The following is a 17,952-nucleotide window of genomic DNA, read 5'->3' as shown; positions in this document are numbered from 1 at the left end:
GCGTTCTATCGAGCGCCGCCGGGTATGGCCGCTTGCGCGGTGCGCAGTTCATGCTTATTGCCGCGGAACAACACCAGCGTTGCAATCAATCCCAACACCGCCGCACCACTGAGCCAGATCCCCGGCGCAGCCTTGTTATCCAGCACATGAATCAGATACGTACACGCCGCCGGGGTAAACCCGCCGAACGTCGCGGTTGCCAGGCTGTAAGCCAGCGAGAAACCGGTCGTGCGCACCTCCACCGGCATGATCTCGGTCAGCGCCACCACCATCGCGCCGTTGTACGAACCGTAGAGGAACGACAGCCACAACTCGACAATCAGCAAATGGCTGAAGCTCGGGTTCGCCACCAGCCACGACAGCGCCGGGTAGGCGGTCAGGATCGCCAGAATCGTCGCCGCCAGCAGTAAGGGTTTACGGCCGATCTTGTCAGACACCGAGCCCATCACCGGCAACCAGAAGAAGTTCGACAGGCCGATGCACACCGTCACCAGCAACGCGTCGAAATCCGACAGGTGCAGCTCAGCCTTGCCGAACGTCGGGGTGTACGCGGTGATCAGGTAGAACGACACCGTGGTCATCACCACCAACGCCATGCCGGCGATGACGATGCCGAAGTTCTGACCGATCGAGCGGACGATTTCCCGCAGGGTAGGGCGGTGTTTTCTGGCCTGGAACTCCGGCGTCTCCTCCAGCGAGCGGCGAATGACGAAGATTACCGGCACAATCATGCAGCCGATCAGGAACGGCACGCGCCAGCCCCAATCGCCCATTTGTTCCGGGCTCAGCCAGTGGTTGAGGCCGACCCCGAGCAGGCCGGCGAAAACCACTGCCGCTTGCTGACTGGCGGATTGCCAACTGACAAAGAAGCCCTTGCGGCCCGGGGTGGCGATCTCTGCCAGATAGACAGATACGCCGCCCAGTTCTACGCCAGCGGAAAAGCCTTGCAGCAAGCGACCGAACAGCACGATCAGTGGCGCGGCGACGCCGAGGGTGGCGTAGCCCGGCACACAGGCAATCAGCACCGTACCGGCAGCCATCAGTGCCAGCGTGATGATCAGACCTTGGCGACGGCCATGGCGGTCGATATAGGCGCCGAGGAAAATCGCCCCGAGCGGTCGCATCAGGAAGCCGGCGCCAAAGGTTGCCAGCGAAAGCATCAGCGAAGCGAAGGCGCTGTCGGTGGGGAAGAAGGTCTTGGCAATGGCTGTGGCGTAAAAGCCGTAGACCATGAAGTCGAACATTTCGAGGAAGTTGCCGCTGACAACGCGAAAAATCGCTTTGCCTTTGCCCGTGGTGGAGGACATGTTCAGGTACTCACTATTGGATTTTGTATAAAGATGTTGCAGATCCTTTAATTCATAATGGCCGTCGCGGTTTTACGGAGAGATGAATAATTGTTCACTGGACGGTTGCTGGGGCTTGTGATTCTGGCTGGCATATTGGCTGGCTGCGGCAATGGCGATTCCATGGAAAGCTTTGGTGGGCCGACCATGGGCAGCACGTATTCAATCAAGTATGTGCGCCGCGCCGGCTTGCCCGAGCCGAAGCAAGTTCGCGGTGAAGTGGAGGGGATCCTCGGCGAAGTCGATCGGCAGCTATCCACCTATCGCAACGATTCGGACATCGAGCACTTCAACGCTTTGCCCGCCAACAGCTGTCAGAAAATGCCTGCTGCGGTAATCGAACTGGTCCGCACAGGCGAACAGCTGTCAGCGCAAAGCGAAGGCTCCTACGACCTGACTGTCGAACCGCTGATGAATCTCTGGGGGTTCGGCCCGCAGGGGCGCGAAGAGAAAGTCCCCGGCGCCGCCGCACTCGCCGAGGTGATGTCGCGCGTCGGTTATCAGCACTTGCGCATCAATGGCGATCAGTTGTGCAAGGACGCCGCCGTCGAAGTCGATTTCAACAGCATCGCCGCCGGTTATGCCGTCGACACCATCGCGGCACGGCTCGATGCCATGGGCATCCACGATTACCTCGCTGAAGCCACGGGTGAGTTAAAAGCCAAAGGCAGAAAACTCGACGGCTCACCTTGGCGCATTGCTCTGGAAGAACCTCGTGATGATCAGCAGGTCGCCGAGCGCATCATCGATGTCGACGGCTACGGCGTTTCCACCTCCGGCGACTACCGCAACTATTTCCTGCAGAACGGCCGGCGTTATTCCCACACCTTCGATGCGCGCACCGGTGCACCGGTCCTACACGACCTGGCGTCCGTCACGGTGATTCATCCTTCAGCGTTGATGGCCGATGGCCTATCGACGCTGTTGCTGATTCTTGGCCCGGAAAGGGCGTGGGACTATGCGGAAAAACATGACATTGGTGCATTCTTTGTGATTCGTGCCGATACAGGTTTTGTCGTTCGTACCAATACGGCTTTCGAGCGCCTCACTGGCAAGAAAACTGACTGAGAACAATACGAAAGCTGGCGTTGTAGTGCAGGCAAAAGTAGCCTACGACGCGACCAAGGGTTAATGTGCGCGGCGTTGACGCTTCTATAGACTGTGTCCGGGTTCTTGATTGACCCCCAATTGTTCCTTCGCGCCGCCGTTCGGCGTGATTTAGCCGCCGGTGCTGCTGGCACCGCGGCCTGTTCTGAGGAGTACGCATGGCTGTCTACAACTACGACGTGGTGGTGCTGGGTTCCGGCCCGGCGGGAGAAGGCGCGGCAATGAACGCCGCCAAAGCAGGGCGCAAGGTCGCGATGGTCGACAGCCGTCGCCAGGTCGGCGGCAACTGCACCCACCTCGGCACCATCCCGTCCAAGGCACTGCGTCACTCGGTGCGGCAGATCATGCAGTTCAACACCAATCCTATGTTCCGGGCGATCGGCGAGCCGCGCTGGTTCTCCTTCCCGGACGTGTTGAAAAGCGCCGAGAAAGTCATTTCCAAACAAGTCGCTTCGCGCACCGGCTACTACGCCCGTAACCGCGTCGACGTGTTCTTCGGCACCGGCAGCTTCGCCGACGAGCAAACCATCGAAGTGGTTTGCGCCAACGGTGTGGTCGAGAAACTGGTGGCCAAGCACATCATCATCGCCACCGGTTCGCGCCCGTATCGCCCGGCGGACATCGATTTCCACCACCCGCGTATCTACGATAGCGACACCATCCTCAGTCTCGGCCACACCCCGCGCAAACTGATCGTTTACGGCGCCGGCGTGATCGGTTGCGAATACGCGTCGATCTTCAGCGGTCTGGGTGTACTGGTCGAGCTGGTTGATAACCGTGGTCAGTTGCTGAGCTTCCTCGACTCGGAAATCTCCCAGGCGTTGAGCTACCACTTCAGCAACAACAACATCACCGTGCGCCACAACGAAGATTACGATCGCGTTGAAGGCGTCGACAACGGCGTGATCCTGCACCTCAAGTCCGGCAAGAAGATCAAGGCCGATGCCTTGCTCTGGTGCAACGGTCGTACCGGCAACACCGATCAGCTCGGTCTGGAAAACATCGGCGTCAAGGTCAACAGCCGTGGCCAGATCGAGGTCGACGAGGCTTACCGCACCTGCGTACCGAACATCTACGGTGCCGGTGACGTGATCGGCTGGCCGAGCCTGGCCAGTGCCGCTCACGACCAGGGTCGTTCGGCTGCTGGCAGCATCGTCGATAACGGTAGCTGGCGCTTTGTGAATGACGTGCCGACCGGCATTTACACCATTCCGGAGATCAGCTCGATCGGCAAGAACGAACAGGAACTGACCCAGGCCAAAGTGCCGTACGAAGTCGGCAAGGCGTTCTTCAAGAGCATGGCACGTGCGCAGATCGCCGGCGAGCCGCAAGGCATGCTGAAGATCCTGTTCCACCGTGAAACCCTGGAAGTGCTGGGCGTTCACTGCTTCGGTTATCAGGCGTCGGAGATCGTTCACATCGGCCAGGCGATCATGAGCCAGCCGGGCGAGCTGAACACCCTGAAGTACTTCGTCAACACCACGTTCAACTACCCGACCATGGCCGAAGCCTATCGGGTAGCGGCGTACGATGGCCTCAACCGGCTTTTTTGACGGGCTCCGGCCGGTGGCCTGAGCCGGCCGGGGAGACCGATTTCAGCAATTCTCGAGGGTGGCAGTGGCCAAACCGGGAAAGTCTGTAATCAGGCTGTCAACGCCGAAGTCGGCGAGTCTGCGCATCAGCGCAGGCTCGTTGACGGTCCACACCGACACATGCAGCCCCTGACGCTGCGCCTTCTGCAGGCGTTCCGGCGTACACAGCGTCCAGTTCAACGCGAGAATCTCACAGCCATAGCTGGCCGCGACTTTCAATGGGTCGAGCCAGGCGTATTCGGCCACCAATCCGCGTGACACATCCGGCACCAGATCCAGCGCCGCTTTCAGCACTTCCCGCGAACTCGAGGTGATCGTCACCTTGTCGAGCAGGCCATGCCGTTGCGCCATTTCACGAATCGCCAGCACCGTGGTTGCGGCGCGAGTACGTGAAGCGCTTTTGACCTCCAGTTGCCAATGCTCGAAATCACACTTCTCGAACAACTCTTCCAGCGTCGGAATCGGGCACGGCTTGATCCAGCCCGGGCCACCCTTGCGCGCGTCGTAAGTGACCAGCTCGGCGGCGGTGTGTTCGACGACTTTGCCGCGCCGCTCCGTAGTGCGTTTGAGGGTCGGGTCGTGGATGACCATCAACTCGCCGTCCTTGGACAGGTGCAGATCGAGTTCGCAACGGCGCACGCCGTGCTTGAGACATTCCTGAAAACTGCTCAGGGTGTTTTCCGGTGCTTCGCCCTTGGCGCCGCGGTGGCCGTAGATGAGGGTCACGGTGCTTCCTTAAATTAAATGCCTGATTCGTTCTGTTCGCGGGCCAGACGTCGTTCCTGGGCCTGCTTCTGCAAGATATAGCGGGCGAGCAACTGGCGCTGGGCATCGGTCAGGTGTTCGAACTCGGTACCGATGTCATAACCTTCGCCCTTGCGGTCGCAATGGGTGACGCGGGCACGCAGCAACAGGCCGAGCGCTTGCGGCATCAGCACCAGTTTCACTGACAGGTGAGCGCCGGTGGCAATCGGTGTCGGGTGCTGAAAGTCGATCCCGCCTTCGGAGATGATCACCGGTTGCGGCTCGCCGATCTGGCCCAGCACGGTCAGGGCGACCACCTGGCTGAGCAGGTCGATGCGCTTGTTCTGGGATTTCAGGAACGCGGCAATGGCCCGGTCGCGCTCGCTGATCTGCCGCAACAGGTGTTGCGACTCGAATTCACTCAGGTGCAGTTCGCTGAGCAGGTTGAACAGTGGGGAAGCATCCTGCAACACTTCCTGGCCTGCGGCTTCGGGAGCAGACAGGGGCCGAATTTCCAGTGCGATCGTGTCCTCGATACGGTAGTATTCGCGGCGATCTTCTTCATCTAATGTCGACATGGCGAACCCATGGTAGCGGCGGTGGTCTGAGTGTAAAGCTGGTTATCGACCCCCGCCACAAGGACGTTCCTTTTCCCTCCGAACAAGCCCCGACATGTTCAGACCTCTCTTCGTATTTATCGGCACGCGTTATACCCGTGCAAAGCGTCGCAATCATTTTGTGTCATTCATTTCCCTGACTTCGATGATCGGGCTCGCCCTTGGCGTGGTCGTGATGATCGTCGTGTTGTCGGTGATGAACGGCTTCGATCATGAGATGCGCACCCGTGTGCTGGGCATGGTGCCCCACGCGACCATTGAATCCACTGAACCGATCAACGATTGGCAAAGCCTGGCCACCCAGGTCAAGCAGAACCCGCAGGTGACGGCGGTTGCGCCGTTTACGCAGATGCAGGGCCTGCTGACCAATAACGGTCAGGTGTCCAAGGTGTTGCTCAACGCCATCGACCCTGCGCTCGAGCGCAATGTGTCGATCATCGACAACTTCATGAAACAGGGCAAACTCGACGATCTGACGCCGGGCAGTTTCGGCATCGTCATCGGCGACAAGGCTGCGACCAAGCTCGGCGTCGGCATCGGTGACAAGGTCACCTTTGTCGCGCCGGAGGTCAGCGTGACCCCGGCCGGGATGTTCCCGCGCATGAAGCGCTTCACCGTGGTCGGCATTTTCCATGTCGGCGCTGGCGAACTCGATGGCTATCTGGGCGTGACCAACCTGCAGGATCTGGCGAAGATGCACCGCTGGAAACCGGATCAGGTGCAGGGCATTCGCCTGAAGTTCGACGACCTGTTCCAGGCGCCGCGTGTGGCATGGAACATCGCCCAGCAGCTTGGCGAAGACCATTACTACGCCCGTGACTGGACCCGCACCCACGGCAATCTGTATCAGGCGATCCGTATGGAAAAAGCCATGATCGGCCTGCTGTTGTTGCTGATCGTCGCCGTCGCTGCGTTCAACATCATTTCTACGCTGGTGATGGTAGTCAACGACAAGAAGGGCGACATCGCCATTCTGCGCACGTTGGGCGCGACGCCGGGCACGATCATGCGCACGTTCATGGTGCAAGGCACGGTGATCGGTGTGGTCGGCACGGCGATTGGCGCGGTGGTGGGTATTTTCGCCGCGCTTAATGTCAGCGCCGCGATCTCGGCACTGGAAGGCCTGATCGGCCACAAATTCCTTAATGCTGACGTGTATTTCATTGATTATCTTCCGTCGCAGGTGCAGAGCCAGGATGTGGTCATGGTCTGCGCCGCTGCGTTGGTCCTGAGTTTCCTCGCCACCCTGTATCCAGCCTGGCGTGCCGCGCGCACCCAGCCGGCGGAGGCGCTACGTTATGAGTGAGTCGGGCATGAGTGAACAAGCAATCCTGAGCTGCCGCAACCTGGGCAAATCTTACGAGGAAGGCCCGGAATCGGTAGAAGTACTGGCCGGCCTGCAACTGGAGTTACACCCGGGCGAGCGCGTCGCGATCGTCGGCACCTCGGGTTCGGGCAAAAGTACCTTGCTCAACCTGCTCGGCGGCCTCGATACGCCGACCAAGGGCAGCGTCTGGCTCGACGGTGAAGAGTTGTCGGCGCTGAGCGAGAAGAAGCGTGGCCTGCTGCGTAACCGTGCGCTCGGTTTCGTTTACCAGTTCCACCACTTGCTGCCGGAATTCACCGCACTGGAAAACGTCTGCATGCCGCTGCTGATCGGCAAGACGCCGATCCCGGAAGCGCGTCAGCGCGCCACGGCGTTGCTGGAACGCGTCGGCCTCGGTCATCGCCTGGAGCACAAACCGGCGGAACTGTCCGGCGGTGAACGTCAGCGTGTAGCCATCGCCCGCGCCCTGGTGAACAAGCCGGGCCTGGTGATGCTCGACGAGCCAACCGGCAACCTCGACTCGCACACCGCGCAAGGCATTCAGGATTTGATGCTGGAACTCAGCACCTCCATGCGCACGGCGTTCCTGGTGGTGACTCACGACATGAACCTGGCCCGCCAGATGGATCGCGTACTGCACCTGCAAGAAGGTTGCCTCACGCCTATCTGACTGGCTGAAACCCGGCGCCTGTAAAGGCGTCGGGTCTTTTATTTTTATACGGTGCCCCAGCGAATGTTCAGACCGTTATCGATCTTTATCGGCACGCGCTATACCCGCGCCAAGCGCCGCAATCGCTTTGTTTCGTTCATTTCGATGACCTCGATGATCGGCCTCGCCCTCGGCGTGCTGGCGATGATCGTGGTGTTGTCGGTGATGAACGGCTTCCAGCGCGAAATGAGCTCGCGCATCCTCGGCATGGTGCCGCACGCCACCATCGTGGGCGTCAAGCCGATCGATGACTGGCAGCCGGTGGCCGCCGCCGCGATGAAAAACCCTGAAGTGACCGCCGCCGTGCCGTTCACTGAGATGGAAGGCATGCTCTCCTACAAGGGCTTGATGCAGCCGATCCAGATCAGCGGCGTCGATCCGGAGCAGGAAGGCAAGGTCTCTATCGTTGCCCAGCACATTGTGCAGGGCCGTCTCGATGCCTTGAAGCCGGGCGAGTTCGGCGTGGTGATTGGCGAAATCACCGCCCGCCGTTTCCGTCTCAATGTTGGCGACAAGATCACCCTGATCGTCCCGGAAGTCAGCACTGCGCCGGGTGGCATCACCCCGCGCATGCAGCGTTTGAACGTTGTTGGCGTGTTCAAGGTTGGCGCCGAACTGGACGGCTCGATGGGCCTGATCCATGTGGCTGACGCCGCGACCATGCAGCATTGGCAGCCGAATCAGGTGCAGAGCGTGCGTCTGGCGGTGAAAGACCTCTACGCCGCGCCGAAAGTCTCTTCGGACATCGCCGCCGGCTTGGGCGCCGAGTTCAAGGCTGATGACTGGACCCACACCCAGGGCAGCCTGTTCAGCGCGATGAAAATGGAAAAAACCATGATCGGCCTGCTGTTGCTGATGATCGTCGCGGTGGCGGCGTTCAACATCATCGCAACGCTGATCATGGTGGTGAACGACAAAGGCGCGGACATCGCGATTTTGCGTACCATCGGCGCCACGCCACGGCAGATCATGGCGATCTTCATGGTGCAAGGCACGGTGATCGGTATTGTCGGCACGATCATTGGCGGCGTGTTGGGCGTGATCGCCGCGCTGAATGTCAGTCAGATCGTGGGCTGGATCGAGCGAGTCAGCGGGCAGCACATCTTCAGTTCGGATGTGTATTTCGTCAGCAATTTGCCGTCGGAATTGCAGGGTGGGGACGTGCTGTTGATCTGCTCGGCGGGCTTTATTCTGAGCTTTCTGGCTACGGTGTATCCGGCTTGGCGGGCGGCGAAGATCGAGCCGGCTCACGCCCTGAGATATTCGTAAGCGACTCCATGCTCGTTCCCACGCTCTGCGTGGGAACGCCTCAACGGACGCTCCGCGTTCGGCTCTGGAAGGGACGCGGAGCGTCCCGGGCTGCATTCCCACGCAGAGCGTGGGAACGATCAGGTTCGAGGTAGCTCAATCACAAACCGCGTCCATCCTGCTTCAGATTCGCAATGAATCTGCCCACCATGGGCGCGGACGATCGACTGAGTAATCGCCAGCCCCAGCCCTGCATGCTCACTGCTGCCTTCCTGCCGCGCCGGATCGGCCCGATAAAACCGGTCGAACAAGCGTGGCAGCAGCTCCGCAGAAATCCCCTCGCCACTGTTCTCTATTGAAACGCGCACAGCGTTCGGTTGCTCAACGATCCGCAAGCTCACATAGCCCTCAGCCGGGGTAAACCGCAGTGCGTTATCCAGCAAATTCGACAGCGCCCGGCGTAACATGCTGCGATCACCCTCGATCCGCGCACGGCCCTCGCGCCTCAGCTTGACCCCGGCGTCCTCCGCCAGCGGCGCAAAAAACTCCAAAAGCACATCCGTTTCATCCGCCAGTTCCAGCGCTTCGCGCTTGGGCATCAGCAAACCGTGGTCAGCCTTGGCCAGGTACAACATGTCGTTGACCAGTTGCGCCATCCATTGCAGCTCTTCGAGGTTGCTGTGCAGCGCTTCGCGGTAATCCTCGATCGGCCGAGGGCGGGTGAGGGTGACTTGAGTGTGGGTTAGCAGGTTCGACAATGGCGTGCGCAACTCATGAGCGATGTCGGCGGAAAACGCCGAAAGCCGCTGAAACGAGTCGTCGAGGCGTGCGAGCATGGCGTTGAAGCTGTGGGCCATTTCCGCAAGCTCGGGCGGCATTTGCGCTTCCGGCAGTCGGGCATTCAGCGATTGGGCGGAAATCCCACGGGCGACCGCGCTCATGCGCCGCAATGGACGCAAGCCGCTGCGGGCCGCCCAGGCGCCGAGCAAGGCAGTGGCCAGCGCCGAGAGACCGACCGTCAGCCAGATCAGGTGCTGCATGCGTTGCAGGAAGTGTTGGTGATGGGTGATGTCGAGCAACAAGGACAATTGCGGTGAATCGGCTTTGTCCGGGTAGAGCGGGGCGTTGAGCACGCGGTAATCGGTGCCGTCGTTGCTAACAGTCGACAGGCCGGATTGTTGCGGTAAATCCTTGGGGATTAGCGTCGAACTGTCGTACCAGCGTTGGCCGTCGCCGCCAGTGATGCGCAGCGACAGATCGGCCTGACGACTCAACTCATCCGCCAGCCGTGCTTCACGTTGGCCGGGTTGAAGATCCTGCAAGGCGCGGCGCAGGCCGATCAGCTTGCCGTCCAGTTGTTGCTGGTCGAGTTCGATGAAGTGCGCTTCGCTGGCACGGTTGAACAACACCCCGGCGAACAGCGAAACCACCGCGGTGCAGGCGGCAAACAACAAGGCCAGGCGTGAACTCAGAGACAAACGACGCATCAGGCGCCACGCTCTTCGAGCACGTAACCCATGCCGCGCACGGTGTGGATCAGTTTGTTGGGGAATTCATCGTCGATTTTCAGACGCAAACGGCGGATCGCCACTTCGATGACATTGGTGTCGCTGTCGAAATTCATGTCCCAGACCTGTGAGGCGATCAGCGATTTCGGCAGCACCTCACCCTGACGACGCAGAAGCATTTCCAAAAGCGCGAATTCCTTGGCGGTGAGATCAATGCGTTGGCCACTGCGTTCGACCCGACGGCGAATCAGGTCCAGACGCAGATCGGCCAATTGCAGGCTGGTTTCTTGCGGTGTAGCACTGCCGCGACGCAACAGGCTGCGCACCCGCGCCAGCAGTTCGGAGAAGGCGAACGGTTTGACCAGATAGTCGTCGGCGCCCAGTTCCAGGCCATGCACCCTGTCTTCCACGGCGTCTTTGGCCGTCAGAAAAAGTACCGGCGTATCCAGCCCGGCGCTGCGCACCGCTTGCAGAATCTGCCAGCCGTTGCGGCCCGGCAGCATCACGTCGAGGATCAGCAGCGCAAAATCACCGCTCAGTGCCAGTTGCTGACCGCTGTTGCCATCGGCCACCAGCTCCGTATTGAACCCGGCCTCGGTCAGGCCCTGGCGCAGGTATTGGCCGGTTTTCGCTTGGTCTTCGACGATCAACAGTTTCATGGGCAACTCGGTTTTGTTCGGGGTGTAGAAACGAAAGCTTTATACCTTGAGAGCAGGCGACAGGCGCCAACCTGACAAAGTTGTAATCTGCCTGTCAGGTAGATGCCAGCGCAGGCCGGCTAAAGTTTCCCACAGGCTGAACCTTATCTTGTTGGAGAACGACCATGTTTTTACGCCAATCCCTGACGTTGGCTGCCTGTCTGTTGGCGCTGAGTTCGCCAGTGTGGGCCGCGCCAGCTCACACCTACGATTTTGGCCAGCCAGCAGCTGCCGCCAACGCCACGCGTAGCATTGAAGTGGTGTTGAACGACATGTCGTTCGACCCCAAGGCGATTCAGATCAAGGCCGGTGAGACCGTTCGTTTTGTGCTGGTGAATAAAGGCCAGTTGTTGCACGAATTCAACCTCGGTGACGCAGCGATGCACGCCAAACACCAGCAGGAAATGTTGCAGATGCAGCAAAGCGGCATGCTTACGCCTACCGGTATGAAGGAAATGTCCCACGATATGGCTGGCATGGATCACGCAGCGATGGGCCACGGCATGAAGCACGATGACCCCAATAGCGTGTTGGTCGAGCCGGGCAAAACTGCCGAGCTGACCTGGACCTTCAGCAAGGCCACGAGCCTGGAATTCGCCTGCAATATTCCCGGGCATTATCAGGCGGGCATGGTCGGCAAACTGACGGTCAGTCAGTAAGCACTCAAAGGCGCGGGCAAAGACTGGTAGAATCCGCTGATTCTTCAGTCAGGTTTCCGCCATGCATCCCGCAGCCGAACATTCGCCGCTGGGCAAATCCAGCGAATACATCGCCACATACACGCCGTCCCTGCTGTTCCCGATTCCGCGCACCGCGAAATGGGCCGAACTGGGCCTGACCGCCGAAACCCTGCCGTATAAAGGTGTGGATTTCTGGAACTGCTTCGAGCTGTCGTGGCTGCTGCCGTCGGGCAAGCCGGTGGTGGCGATCGGCGAGTTCAGCATTCCGGCGGATTCGCCGAATATCATTGAGTCGAAGTCGTTCAAGTTGTACCTGAACTCGCTGAACCAGACGGCGTTTGCCGACGTTGCGAGCCTGGAGGCGACGCTGGTCAAGGATTTGTCGGCCGCCGCCGGTAAACCGGTGGGCGTTCGGGTCCGCAGCCTGAAGGACGTTGAAGCGGAAGGCGTCGTGGCATTGCCCGGCGTGTGCATTGATGATCTGGATATCAGCGTCAGCAACTATGAGCATCCGCGCCCGGAATTGCTGCGCTGCGATGATTCGCGGATTGTGGAAGAGAGCGTGCACAGCCATCTGCTCAAATCCAATTGCCCGGTGACCAGCCAGCCAGACTGGGGCACGGTGGTGGTGGAATATCGTGGCTCGGCACTGGATCATGCGAGACTGCTGGAATACATCGTCAGCTTCCGCCAGCATTCGGACTTCCATGAGCAGTGTGTGGAGCGGATTTTCCTCGATCTGCAGCGCTTGTTGAAACCCGAGAAATTAACGGTATTTGCACGTTACGTGCGTCGTGGTGGTCTGGATATCAATCCGTATCGCAGCACCGAAAGCGTACAGCTGCCGAACCACCGGCTCGTACGTCAATAAAGATCCAGAATGTGCGATATCCCATGAGGGAGCGAGCTTGCTCGCGAAGGCGTCGTGTCAGTCGACATCATCGTTGAATGACTCACCGCATTCGCGAGCAAGCTCGCTCCCACAGGGAAGTGTGTTTCAAGTCCGGAAATGAAAAAGCCCTGCCAGTGATGGCAGGGCTTTTTGCGTTTCGGGGGGAATCAGATCCCCATGCTGCCCAGCGCGTTGACGATATTGCGCAAGGTGCCAGCTATGGTTGGATGGTCAACTTCAAAGCGTTCAACGGCGAGGTTCACGCCGTCGGCAATGTTCGAATCGTTGGTCTTGGTTTCGAGTTCAAGTTCCAGTTCAATCTGCGCCATCAGCGCGTGCAAATCTTCCCGTTCAGCTTCCGACAGCGGCGGATTCTGCTCCAGCTGCTCGCGCAGGGTCTCGAGCTGTTTTTGCAGTTCTTGGGCGGGCATGGTGTTTTCCTTTTATCAATAGGCACTGGCATTGACCGCAGCCGCGCGCCAAAGGTCTATGGCTGACCTTTAGATTAATCCACTCCCGGCAAACCTGCATGATCCCGGTCAGGGCTTTTCGCCTTTGAGGCGGCGCAGGCGGATGTCCGCCAGGCAAGTGTCGAGTTCACCCAGGTGATCGATTACCGAATGCACGCCCAGCCCGAATAACTGCACGGTGGCCTTGCCACGCAAGTGTTCGCGTTCTTTCTGGCTCAAGGCTTGCCATTCCTGAGGTGCCAGGCCGCAGAGCGAGCCGCAGGAGGCGAGGCCGATGGTCCACAGGCCGGCATTCAGTCCAGCTTCCAGCAGGCGCGGTTCGCCACTGACCAGCACGCAACCGTCCAGGCTGTCGACGTTCAGCGTCATCAATGCTTGCCAACAGGCGTTCGGGGCGGGCCATGGATTGATTGTTGCCGAATGTTGCGCGGGTTTGATCCACGCTGGCAATGAGACCGACAACGCTTGCGCGAGGGGCGGGGGCAATTCATCTAGCCAGGCGCAGGGAATCTGCTGGCGCTGCAGGCTGTGCAGGCTGTCGAGTGCGCCGGGTGTGGGCTCGGCATGCTCGGGCAGGGCGATCGTCTGTTGCCGGGCGCGAGCACCGAAATCCACCAGACAACCGCTGAGTCCGAACAGTACGGCCGTCAGGCTGGGGGCGGCGACGGGCAAGGTTTCGGCGTGTGTCATGGCAACGTCCCTGAAATAACGATCAGGCTAGGGCGTCTCAGTGACAGTTGGATGACAGCGGTGTGAAGGCGACGCGCGAAGCGTCCTACAGACTGCTTCATTGCGCAGACTGTCCAAACGAGCTTTTGCGCTTATACTAGCGACCTGAATACCCGGACCCAGAGGTCCGCGACAGTACCATTCCAAGGAGTTTTTCTATGCGCTGGAGCAATCCGCTCGCTCAGCTTTGTGTATGTGCCGGCCTGTTGCTGGCCCCGTTTGCCTCTCAGGCGGCAACGGAAGAAGACCCTTGGGAAAGCGTCAACCGTCCGATCTTCCAGTTCAACGACTTCGTTGACACCTACGCGCTGAAGCCATTGGCGCAGGGCTATGAGTTCGTTACACCGCAGTTTCTCGAAGACGGCATTCACAACATGTTCCGCAACGTCGGTGACGTCACCAACCTTGCAAACAACATCCTGCAGGCCAAACCGGCTGCCGCTGGCGTCGACACTGCACGTCTGATCTTCAACACCACGTTCGGTCTGCTCGGCTTCTTTGATGTCGGCACCAAAATGGGCCTGAACCGCAGCGATGAAGACTTTGGTCAGACCCTCGGTTACTGGGGCGTCGGCAGCGGTCCGTACGTAATGCTGCCATTGCTCGGCCCAAGCACCCTGCGTGATGCACCGTCGAAATACGTCGACAGCTACACCGGTATGTACCGCTACATCGACGACGTGCCGGCGCGTAATTCGATCTTCGGCCTGAACATCGTCGACACCCGCGCGAGCCTGCTGTCGAGCGAGAAGCTGATCAGCGGCGACAAGTACACCTTCATCCGCAACGCTTACTTGCAGAACCGCGAGTTCAAAGTGAAGGATGGCCAGGTCGAAGACGATTTTTAATCTCGACCGGTAAAAAGAAAGGCGACCTCAGGGTCGCCTTTTTTGTGTGTAGCTATTTCATCTTCAGGATGGTCAGACCGAGTTTCTGGCCGCCGTCATCCTGTGCTCGAATCCAGACCACTTCGGTCTCGGCCTCAAGGCCAGTGAGTGCCGCGTGGTCGGAGTCGATGCGTACGCTCAAACGGTCGCCGACCGTAAACTGGCGCGGCGCTTCGACCTGCATGCCGGTGCTGGAGAGGTCGATGCACACCCCTGAAACTTCATCACCTTCATGAATCAACACGACATCGGCATCGACCCGCATGCGGATGAAATCGCGCTTTTCGCTGTAGTCCCGACTGGTTTGACTCATAGGTTCGTCCTTCCATTGGGTTACGGTTTGAGCTGTTCTTATAACTCTCGGTGATTTGACAAGTAAAGTCGTCAAGCGACCATCGGCGCATGCTTGAAACGCTCTGCGGATGGGAGTACCGTCTGCGCCTTAGAAGGGCACCTCTGGTGCAACCGCGTTTGCAGTCAATGCTCGAAAGCGGTGCAGCAGAGAGGCTAGAAAGCGAATCCAGTAGTCTGCGCAGGGCCAGATGCCCCGCCAACTACGCCAACCTAATTCTGGCGCCGTTTGCCCACATGCCAAAAACCAGTGCCACGCTGCTGATAATCGATGATGACGAAGTAGTGCGCGCGAGCCTCGCGGCCTATTTGGAAGACAGTGGTTTCAGCGTCCTGCAGGCCAGCAACGGCCAACAGGGTCTTCAGGTATTCGAGCAAGACACGCCCGACCTGGTCATCTGCGATCTGCGCATGCCGCAGATGGGCGGTCTCGAACTGATCCGTCAGGTCACCGAGCGATCGCCGCAAACGCCGGTGATCGTGGTGTCGGGTGCCGGCGTGATGAACGACGCGGTCGAGGCCCTGCGCCTGGGCGCGGCGGATTACCTGATCAAGCCTCTCGAAGATCTGGCTGTGCTCGAGCACTCTGTGCGCCGGGCCCTCGATCGTGCGCGCCTGCTGCTGGAAAACCAGCGCTATCGCGAGAAGCTGGAGAAGGCCAACCGCGAGCTCGAGGCCAGCCTGAACCTGCTCCAGGAAGACCAGAACGCCGGTCGCCAGGTGCAGATGAACATGCTGCCGGAAAGCCCGTGGAGCATCGACGAGTTCAAGTTCGCGCACCAGATCATCCCGTCGTTGTACCTGTCGGGTGATTTTGTCGACTATTTCCGTGTCGACGAGCGCCGGGTCGCGTTTTACCTGGCCGATGTATCCGGGCATGGCGCTTCTTCAGCCTTCGTCACCGTGCTGCTGAAGTTCATGACCACGCGCTTGCTGTTCGAATCCAAGCGCAACGGCACATTGCCGGAATTCAAACCTTCTGAAGTCCTTGGTCATATCAACCGGGGGCTGATCAGTTGTAAGCTGGGTAAACACGTCACAATGGTCGGTGGAGTCATCGACGAGGAGACCGGTTTGTTGACCTATAGCATCGGCGGCCATCTGCCGTTGCCTGTGTTGTACACGCCTGACAGTGTTCGTTATCTCGAAGGGCGTGGTCTGCCGGTGGGCCTCTTCAATGAAGCCACCTACGAAGACCACGTGCTTGAGCTGCCGCCGACATTCAGCCTGACGCTGATGTCCGATGGCATTCTGGATCTTTTGCCAGAACCTACGCTCAAAGAAAAAGAAGCCGCTTTGCCTCAACGGGTGAAGTCGGCGGGCGGCAGCCTGGATGGTCTGCGGCAAGTGTTTGGATTGGCCACGCTAGGGGAGATGCCGGATGATATCGCCCTGTTGGTGTTGAGCAGGAATCTTTAATGAGTACCGGTAGAATCCAGTTCGCCGAGCAGGACGGCACCTTCGTCCTGAAGTTCGTCGGTGAAGTTCGCCTGACCCTGTGTTCGGCGTTGGATGCGACTATTGAGAAAATCTTCACCGCGCTGAATTTCAACGCGATCGTGATAGATTTGACCGAAACCCGCAGCATCGACAGCACGACGTTGGGCCTGTTGGCCAAACTGTCGATCCTGTCGCGGCAGAAGGTCGGCCTGCTGCCGACCGTCGTTACCACCCACGAAGACATCACCCGTTTGTTGCAATCGATGGGTTTCGAGCAGGTGTTCAACATCGTCAACCACCCGGTGCCATGCCCGGAGTGCCCGGACGACCTGCCTGATCAGGACCAGTCGGAAGAAGTGGTGCGGATCAAGGTGCTTGAAGCGCACAAGATCCTCATGGGCCTGAACGATTCCAATCGTGAAGCGTTCCATGACCTGGTGAATGCCCTCGAGCGGCATTGATCTCATGACGTGATGTTGTCTGGGCCGGCCTCTTCGCGAGCAAGCTCGCTCCCACACTGGATCAGTGTCGATCACCAATCCCCTTGTGGGAGCGAGCTTGCTCGCGAAGGCTTAAGTTCAGTCAACGCGGCTCCCAATGCAGAATAAAAAAAGGGCGAACCTGTGAAGGTTCGCCCTTTTGCATTTCAACCGCTCAAATCACAGCTTGGCCTGCAACAGCGCCTCAAGCTTCTCCTGGTCGCGAGCAAACTGACGGATGCCCTCAGCCAGTTTCTCGGTAGCCATCGCGTCTTCGTTGGACAACCAGCGGAACTGCGCTTCATTGAGGCTCAGACGGGCTTCACCGGCGTTGCCCGGTGCCAGTTTACGCTCCAGCTTGCCGGTATCGGCCGCCAGCTTGTCGATCAGGTCCGGGCTGATGGTCAGGCGGTCGCAGCCGGCCAGTTGCTCGATCTGATTGAGGTTGCGGAAGCTCGCGCCCATGACCACGGTCTTGTAGTCATTGGCCTTGTAGTAGTTGTAGATGCGGGTGACCGACTGCACGCCCGGATCATCAGCGCCGGTGTAGTCGTTACCGTTGGCCTTCTTGTACCAGTCGTAGATGCGGCCCACGAATGGCGAAATCAGGAACACGCCAGCGTCGGCGCAAGCGGCGGCCTGGGCGAAGGAGAACAGCAGGGTCAGGTTGGTCTGGATGCCTTCCTTCTCCAGCACTTCGGCGGCGCGGATGCCTTCCCAGGTCGAGGCGATCTTGATCAGTACGCGATCGCGGCCAATGCCGGCCTTGTCGTACAGCTCGATCAAGCGATGCGCGCGTTTGAGCACCGCATCCTTATCGAACGACAGACGCGCATCCACTTCAGTGGAGATACGGCCCGGGATCACTTTGAGAATTTCCTGGCCGACCGCGACGCCGAAACGGTCGCTGGCCGGGCCGACATCGCCCTTGCAGTCGCTGACGCAGGCGTTCAGCAGCTCGGCGTAGGCCGGAATGGCTGCCGCTTTGAGCAGCAGGGACGGGTTGGTGGTGGCGTCGACCGGTTTGACTCGGGCGATCGCTTCGAAGTCGCCGGTGTCGGCAACTACGGTGGTGAATTGTTTGAGTTGTTCCAGCTTGGAAGTCATGGGCGTGCTCTGTCCTATGGG

General features: G+C 59.4%; 19 protein-coding genes. 10 read left to right on the top strand and 9 right to left on the bottom strand.

Annotated elements, in window-relative coordinates; genetic code table 11:
- Positions 1–5: 5 nt before the first annotated feature.
- Positions 6–1,307 (bottom strand): MFS transporter, encoded by a 1,302-nt coding sequence (gene tcuC / locus AB4O11_RS28050; protein WP_016986740.1) that lies wholly within the window; start codon positions 1,305–1,307, stop codon positions 6–8.
- Positions 1,308–1,469: 162 nt separating this feature from the next.
- Between tcuC and AB4O11_RS28045 the strand changes: the two genes are divergently transcribed.
- Positions 1,470–2,414: an FAD:protein FMN transferase gene (locus AB4O11_RS28045; protein WP_460129596.1), complete on the top strand. Its 945-nt coding sequence runs from the start codon at positions 1,470–1,472 to the stop codon at positions 2,412–2,414.
- A 197-nt stretch (positions 2,415–2,611) separates the two neighbouring features.
- The gene (sthA, locus tag AB4O11_RS28040) at positions 2,612–4,006 is read left to right on the top strand and encodes a Si-specific NAD(P)(+) transhydrogenase (RefSeq protein WP_064117858.1); all 1,395 of its coding nucleotides are present in this window, start codon (positions 2,612–2,614) and stop codon (positions 4,004–4,006) included.
- Positions 4,007–4,048: 42 nt separating this feature from the next.
- On the opposite strand, the gene AB4O11_RS28035 is transcribed toward sthA, so the two are convergent.
- The gene (locus tag AB4O11_RS28035) at positions 4,049–4,771 is read right to left on the bottom strand and encodes a glycerophosphodiester phosphodiesterase (protein WP_007910500.1); all 723 of its coding nucleotides are present in this window, start codon (positions 4,769–4,771) and stop codon (positions 4,049–4,051) included.
- A gap of 14 nt (positions 4,772–4,785) precedes the next feature.
- Complete coding sequence (locus AB4O11_RS28030) at positions 4,786–5,367, bottom strand: PilZ domain-containing protein (RefSeq protein WP_460129593.1); 582 nt, start codon at positions 5,365–5,367, stop codon at positions 4,786–4,788.
- A 94-nt stretch (positions 5,368–5,461) separates the two neighbouring features.
- Between AB4O11_RS28030 and AB4O11_RS28025 the strand changes: the two genes are divergently transcribed.
- From AB4O11_RS28025 to AB4O11_RS28015, 3 genes are all read left to right on the top strand, one after another.
- The gene (locus AB4O11_RS28025) at positions 5,462–6,712 is read left to right on the top strand and encodes a lipoprotein-releasing ABC transporter permease subunit (RefSeq protein ID WP_034156426.1); all 1,251 of its coding nucleotides are present in this window, start codon (positions 5,462–5,464) and stop codon (positions 6,710–6,712) included.
- Positions 6,705–7,403 carry a lipoprotein-releasing ABC transporter ATP-binding protein LolD gene (gene lolD / locus AB4O11_RS28020; protein ID WP_007910506.1) on the top strand — a complete coding sequence of 233 codons (699 nt, stop codon included), beginning with the start codon at positions 6,705–6,707 and terminating at the stop codon, positions 7,401–7,403. The genes AB4O11_RS28025 and lolD overlap by 8 nt, the downstream gene beginning before the upstream one ends.
- 63 nt (positions 7,404–7,466) lie before the next feature.
- Positions 7,467–8,711: a lipoprotein-releasing ABC transporter permease subunit gene (locus AB4O11_RS28015; protein ID WP_186624459.1), complete on the top strand. Its 1,245-nt coding sequence runs from the start codon at positions 7,467–7,469 to the stop codon at positions 8,709–8,711.
- 119 nt (positions 8,712–8,830) lie between these two features.
- Here the strand turns inward: AB4O11_RS28015 and AB4O11_RS28010 are convergent, their stop codons facing one another.
- Complete coding sequence (locus tag AB4O11_RS28010; protein WP_460129590.1) at positions 8,831–10,177, bottom strand: heavy metal sensor histidine kinase; 1,347 nt, start codon at positions 10,175–10,177, stop codon at positions 8,831–8,833.
- Positions 10,177–10,857, bottom strand: coding sequence for a heavy metal response regulator transcription factor (locus tag AB4O11_RS28005; RefSeq protein WP_093433705.1), 681 nt, complete (start codon positions 10,855–10,857; stop codon positions 10,177–10,179). The genes AB4O11_RS28010 and AB4O11_RS28005 overlap by 1 nt, the downstream gene beginning before the upstream one ends.
- A 164-nt stretch (positions 10,858–11,021) precedes the next feature.
- Here AB4O11_RS28005 and copI point away from each other — a divergent pair, with 164 nt between their 5' ends.
- Both copI and queF read left to right on the top strand, forming a co-directional pair.
- Positions 11,022–11,555 (top strand): copper-resistant cuproprotein CopI, encoded by a 534-nt coding sequence (copI, locus tag AB4O11_RS28000; protein WP_093433708.1) that lies wholly within the window; start codon positions 11,022–11,024, stop codon positions 11,553–11,555.
- A 61-nt stretch (positions 11,556–11,616) separates the two neighbouring features.
- Positions 11,617–12,447 carry an NADPH-dependent 7-cyano-7-deazaguanine reductase QueF gene (gene queF / locus AB4O11_RS27995; protein WP_460129588.1) on the top strand — a complete coding sequence of 277 codons (831 nt, stop codon included), beginning with the start codon at positions 11,617–11,619 and terminating at the stop codon, positions 12,445–12,447.
- Between the two features lie 188 nt (positions 12,448–12,635).
- Here queF and AB4O11_RS27990 read toward each other — a convergent pair whose 3' ends face one another.
- A complete protein-coding gene (locus AB4O11_RS27990; RefSeq protein ID WP_116256590.1) occupies positions 12,636–12,899 on the bottom strand; it encodes a DUF4404 family protein in 264 nt (87 codons plus the stop codon).
- 108 nt (positions 12,900–13,007) lie between these two features.
- Entirely contained in the window at positions 13,008–13,628 is a 621-nt protein-coding gene (locus tag AB4O11_RS27985; RefSeq protein ID WP_460129586.1) for an HAD family phosphatase, read from the bottom strand.
- Positions 13,629–13,825: 197 nt separating this feature from the next.
- Between AB4O11_RS27985 and AB4O11_RS27980 the strand changes: the two genes are divergently transcribed.
- Positions 13,826–14,515 carry an MlaA family lipoprotein gene (locus AB4O11_RS27980; protein ID WP_093433716.1) on the top strand — a complete coding sequence of 230 codons (690 nt, stop codon included), beginning with the start codon at positions 13,826–13,828 and terminating at the stop codon, positions 14,513–14,515.
- A gap of 52 nt (positions 14,516–14,567) precedes the next feature.
- Here AB4O11_RS27980 and AB4O11_RS27975 read toward each other — a convergent pair whose 3' ends face one another.
- On the bottom strand, positions 14,568–14,867 hold the full coding sequence (locus AB4O11_RS27975; RefSeq protein ID WP_460129584.1) for a PilZ domain-containing protein: 300 nt from the start codon (positions 14,865–14,867) through the stop codon (positions 14,568–14,570).
- Between the two features lie 275 nt (positions 14,868–15,142).
- Between AB4O11_RS27975 and rssB the strand changes: the two genes are divergently transcribed.
- Together rssB and rssC are read left to right on the top strand one after the other, a co-directional pair.
- Complete coding sequence (gene rssB, locus AB4O11_RS27970) at positions 15,143–16,324, top strand: two-component system response regulator RssB (RefSeq protein ID WP_016986724.1); 1,182 nt, start codon at positions 15,143–15,145, stop codon at positions 16,322–16,324.
- Positions 16,324–16,806 carry an anti-sigma factor antagonist RssC gene (gene rssC, locus AB4O11_RS27965; RefSeq protein ID WP_460129582.1) on the top strand — a complete coding sequence of 161 codons (483 nt, stop codon included), beginning with the start codon at positions 16,324–16,326 and terminating at the stop codon, positions 16,804–16,806. The genes rssB and rssC overlap by 1 nt, the downstream gene beginning before the upstream one ends.
- Before the next feature lie 198 nt (positions 16,807–17,004).
- On the opposite strand, the gene tal is transcribed toward rssC, so the two are convergent.
- A complete protein-coding gene (gene tal / locus AB4O11_RS27960; protein ID WP_460129580.1) occupies positions 17,005–17,931 on the bottom strand; it encodes a transaldolase in 927 nt (308 codons plus the stop codon).
- Positions 17,932–17,952 lie beyond the last annotated feature (21 nt).

The sequence above is a fragment of the Pseudomonas sp. H1_D05 genome (assembly GCF_054682705.1).
Note: the sequence above shows the minus strand (reverse complement) of the source record. Positions and strands in the feature narration are given on the sequence as shown.

Excerpts from the sequence above, each read along its gene's own strand:
- tcuC (WP_016986740.1), bottom strand. The coding sequence starts at position 1,307 with ATGTCCTCCACCACGGGCAAAGGCAAAGCGATTTTTCGCGTTGTCAGC.
- AB4O11_RS28045 (WP_460129596.1), top strand. The coding sequence starts at position 1,470 with ATGGAAAGCTTTGGTGGGCCGACCATGGGCAGCACGTATTCAATCAAG.
- sthA (WP_064117858.1), top strand. The coding sequence starts at position 2,612 with ATGGCTGTCTACAACTACGACGTGGTGGTGCTGGGTTCCGGCCCGGCG.
- AB4O11_RS28030 (WP_460129593.1), bottom strand. The coding sequence starts at position 5,367 with ATGTCGACATTAGATGAAGAAGATCGCCGCGAATACTACCGTATCGAG.
- AB4O11_RS28025 (WP_034156426.1), top strand. The coding sequence starts at position 5,462 with ATGTTCAGACCTCTCTTCGTATTTATCGGCACGCGTTATACCCGTGCA.
- lolD (WP_007910506.1), top strand. The coding sequence starts at position 6,705 with ATGAGTGAGTCGGGCATGAGTGAACAAGCAATCCTGAGCTGCCGCAAC.
- AB4O11_RS28015 (WP_186624459.1), top strand. The coding sequence starts at position 7,467 with ATGTTCAGACCGTTATCGATCTTTATCGGCACGCGCTATACCCGCGCC.
- AB4O11_RS28010 (WP_460129590.1), bottom strand. The coding sequence starts at position 10,177 with ATGCGTCGTTTGTCTCTGAGTTCACGCCTGGCCTTGTTGTTTGCCGCC.
- AB4O11_RS28005 (WP_093433705.1), bottom strand. The coding sequence starts at position 10,857 with ATGAAACTGTTGATCGTCGAAGACCAAGCGAAAACCGGCCAATACCTG.
- copI (WP_093433708.1), top strand. The coding sequence starts at position 11,022 with ATGTTTTTACGCCAATCCCTGACGTTGGCTGCCTGTCTGTTGGCGCTG.
- queF (WP_460129588.1), top strand. The coding sequence starts at position 11,617 with ATGCATCCCGCAGCCGAACATTCGCCGCTGGGCAAATCCAGCGAATAC.
- AB4O11_RS27990 (WP_116256590.1), bottom strand. The coding sequence starts at position 12,899 with ATGCCCGCCCAAGAACTGCAAAAACAGCTCGAGACCCTGCGCGAGCAG.
- AB4O11_RS27985 (WP_460129586.1), bottom strand. The coding sequence starts at position 13,628 with ATGACACACGCCGAAACCTTGCCCGTCGCCGCCCCCAGCCTGACGGCC.
- AB4O11_RS27980 (WP_093433716.1), top strand. The coding sequence starts at position 13,826 with ATGCGCTGGAGCAATCCGCTCGCTCAGCTTTGTGTATGTGCCGGCCTG.
- AB4O11_RS27975 (WP_460129584.1), bottom strand. The coding sequence starts at position 14,867 with ATGAGTCAAACCAGTCGGGACTACAGCGAAAAGCGCGATTTCATCCGC.
- rssB (WP_016986724.1), top strand. The coding sequence starts at position 15,143 with ATGCCAAAAACCAGTGCCACGCTGCTGATAATCGATGATGACGAAGTA.
- rssC (WP_460129582.1), top strand. The coding sequence starts at position 16,324 with ATGAGTACCGGTAGAATCCAGTTCGCCGAGCAGGACGGCACCTTCGTC.
- tal (WP_460129580.1), bottom strand. The coding sequence starts at position 17,931 with ATGACTTCCAAGCTGGAACAACTCAAACAATTCACCACCGTAGTTGCC.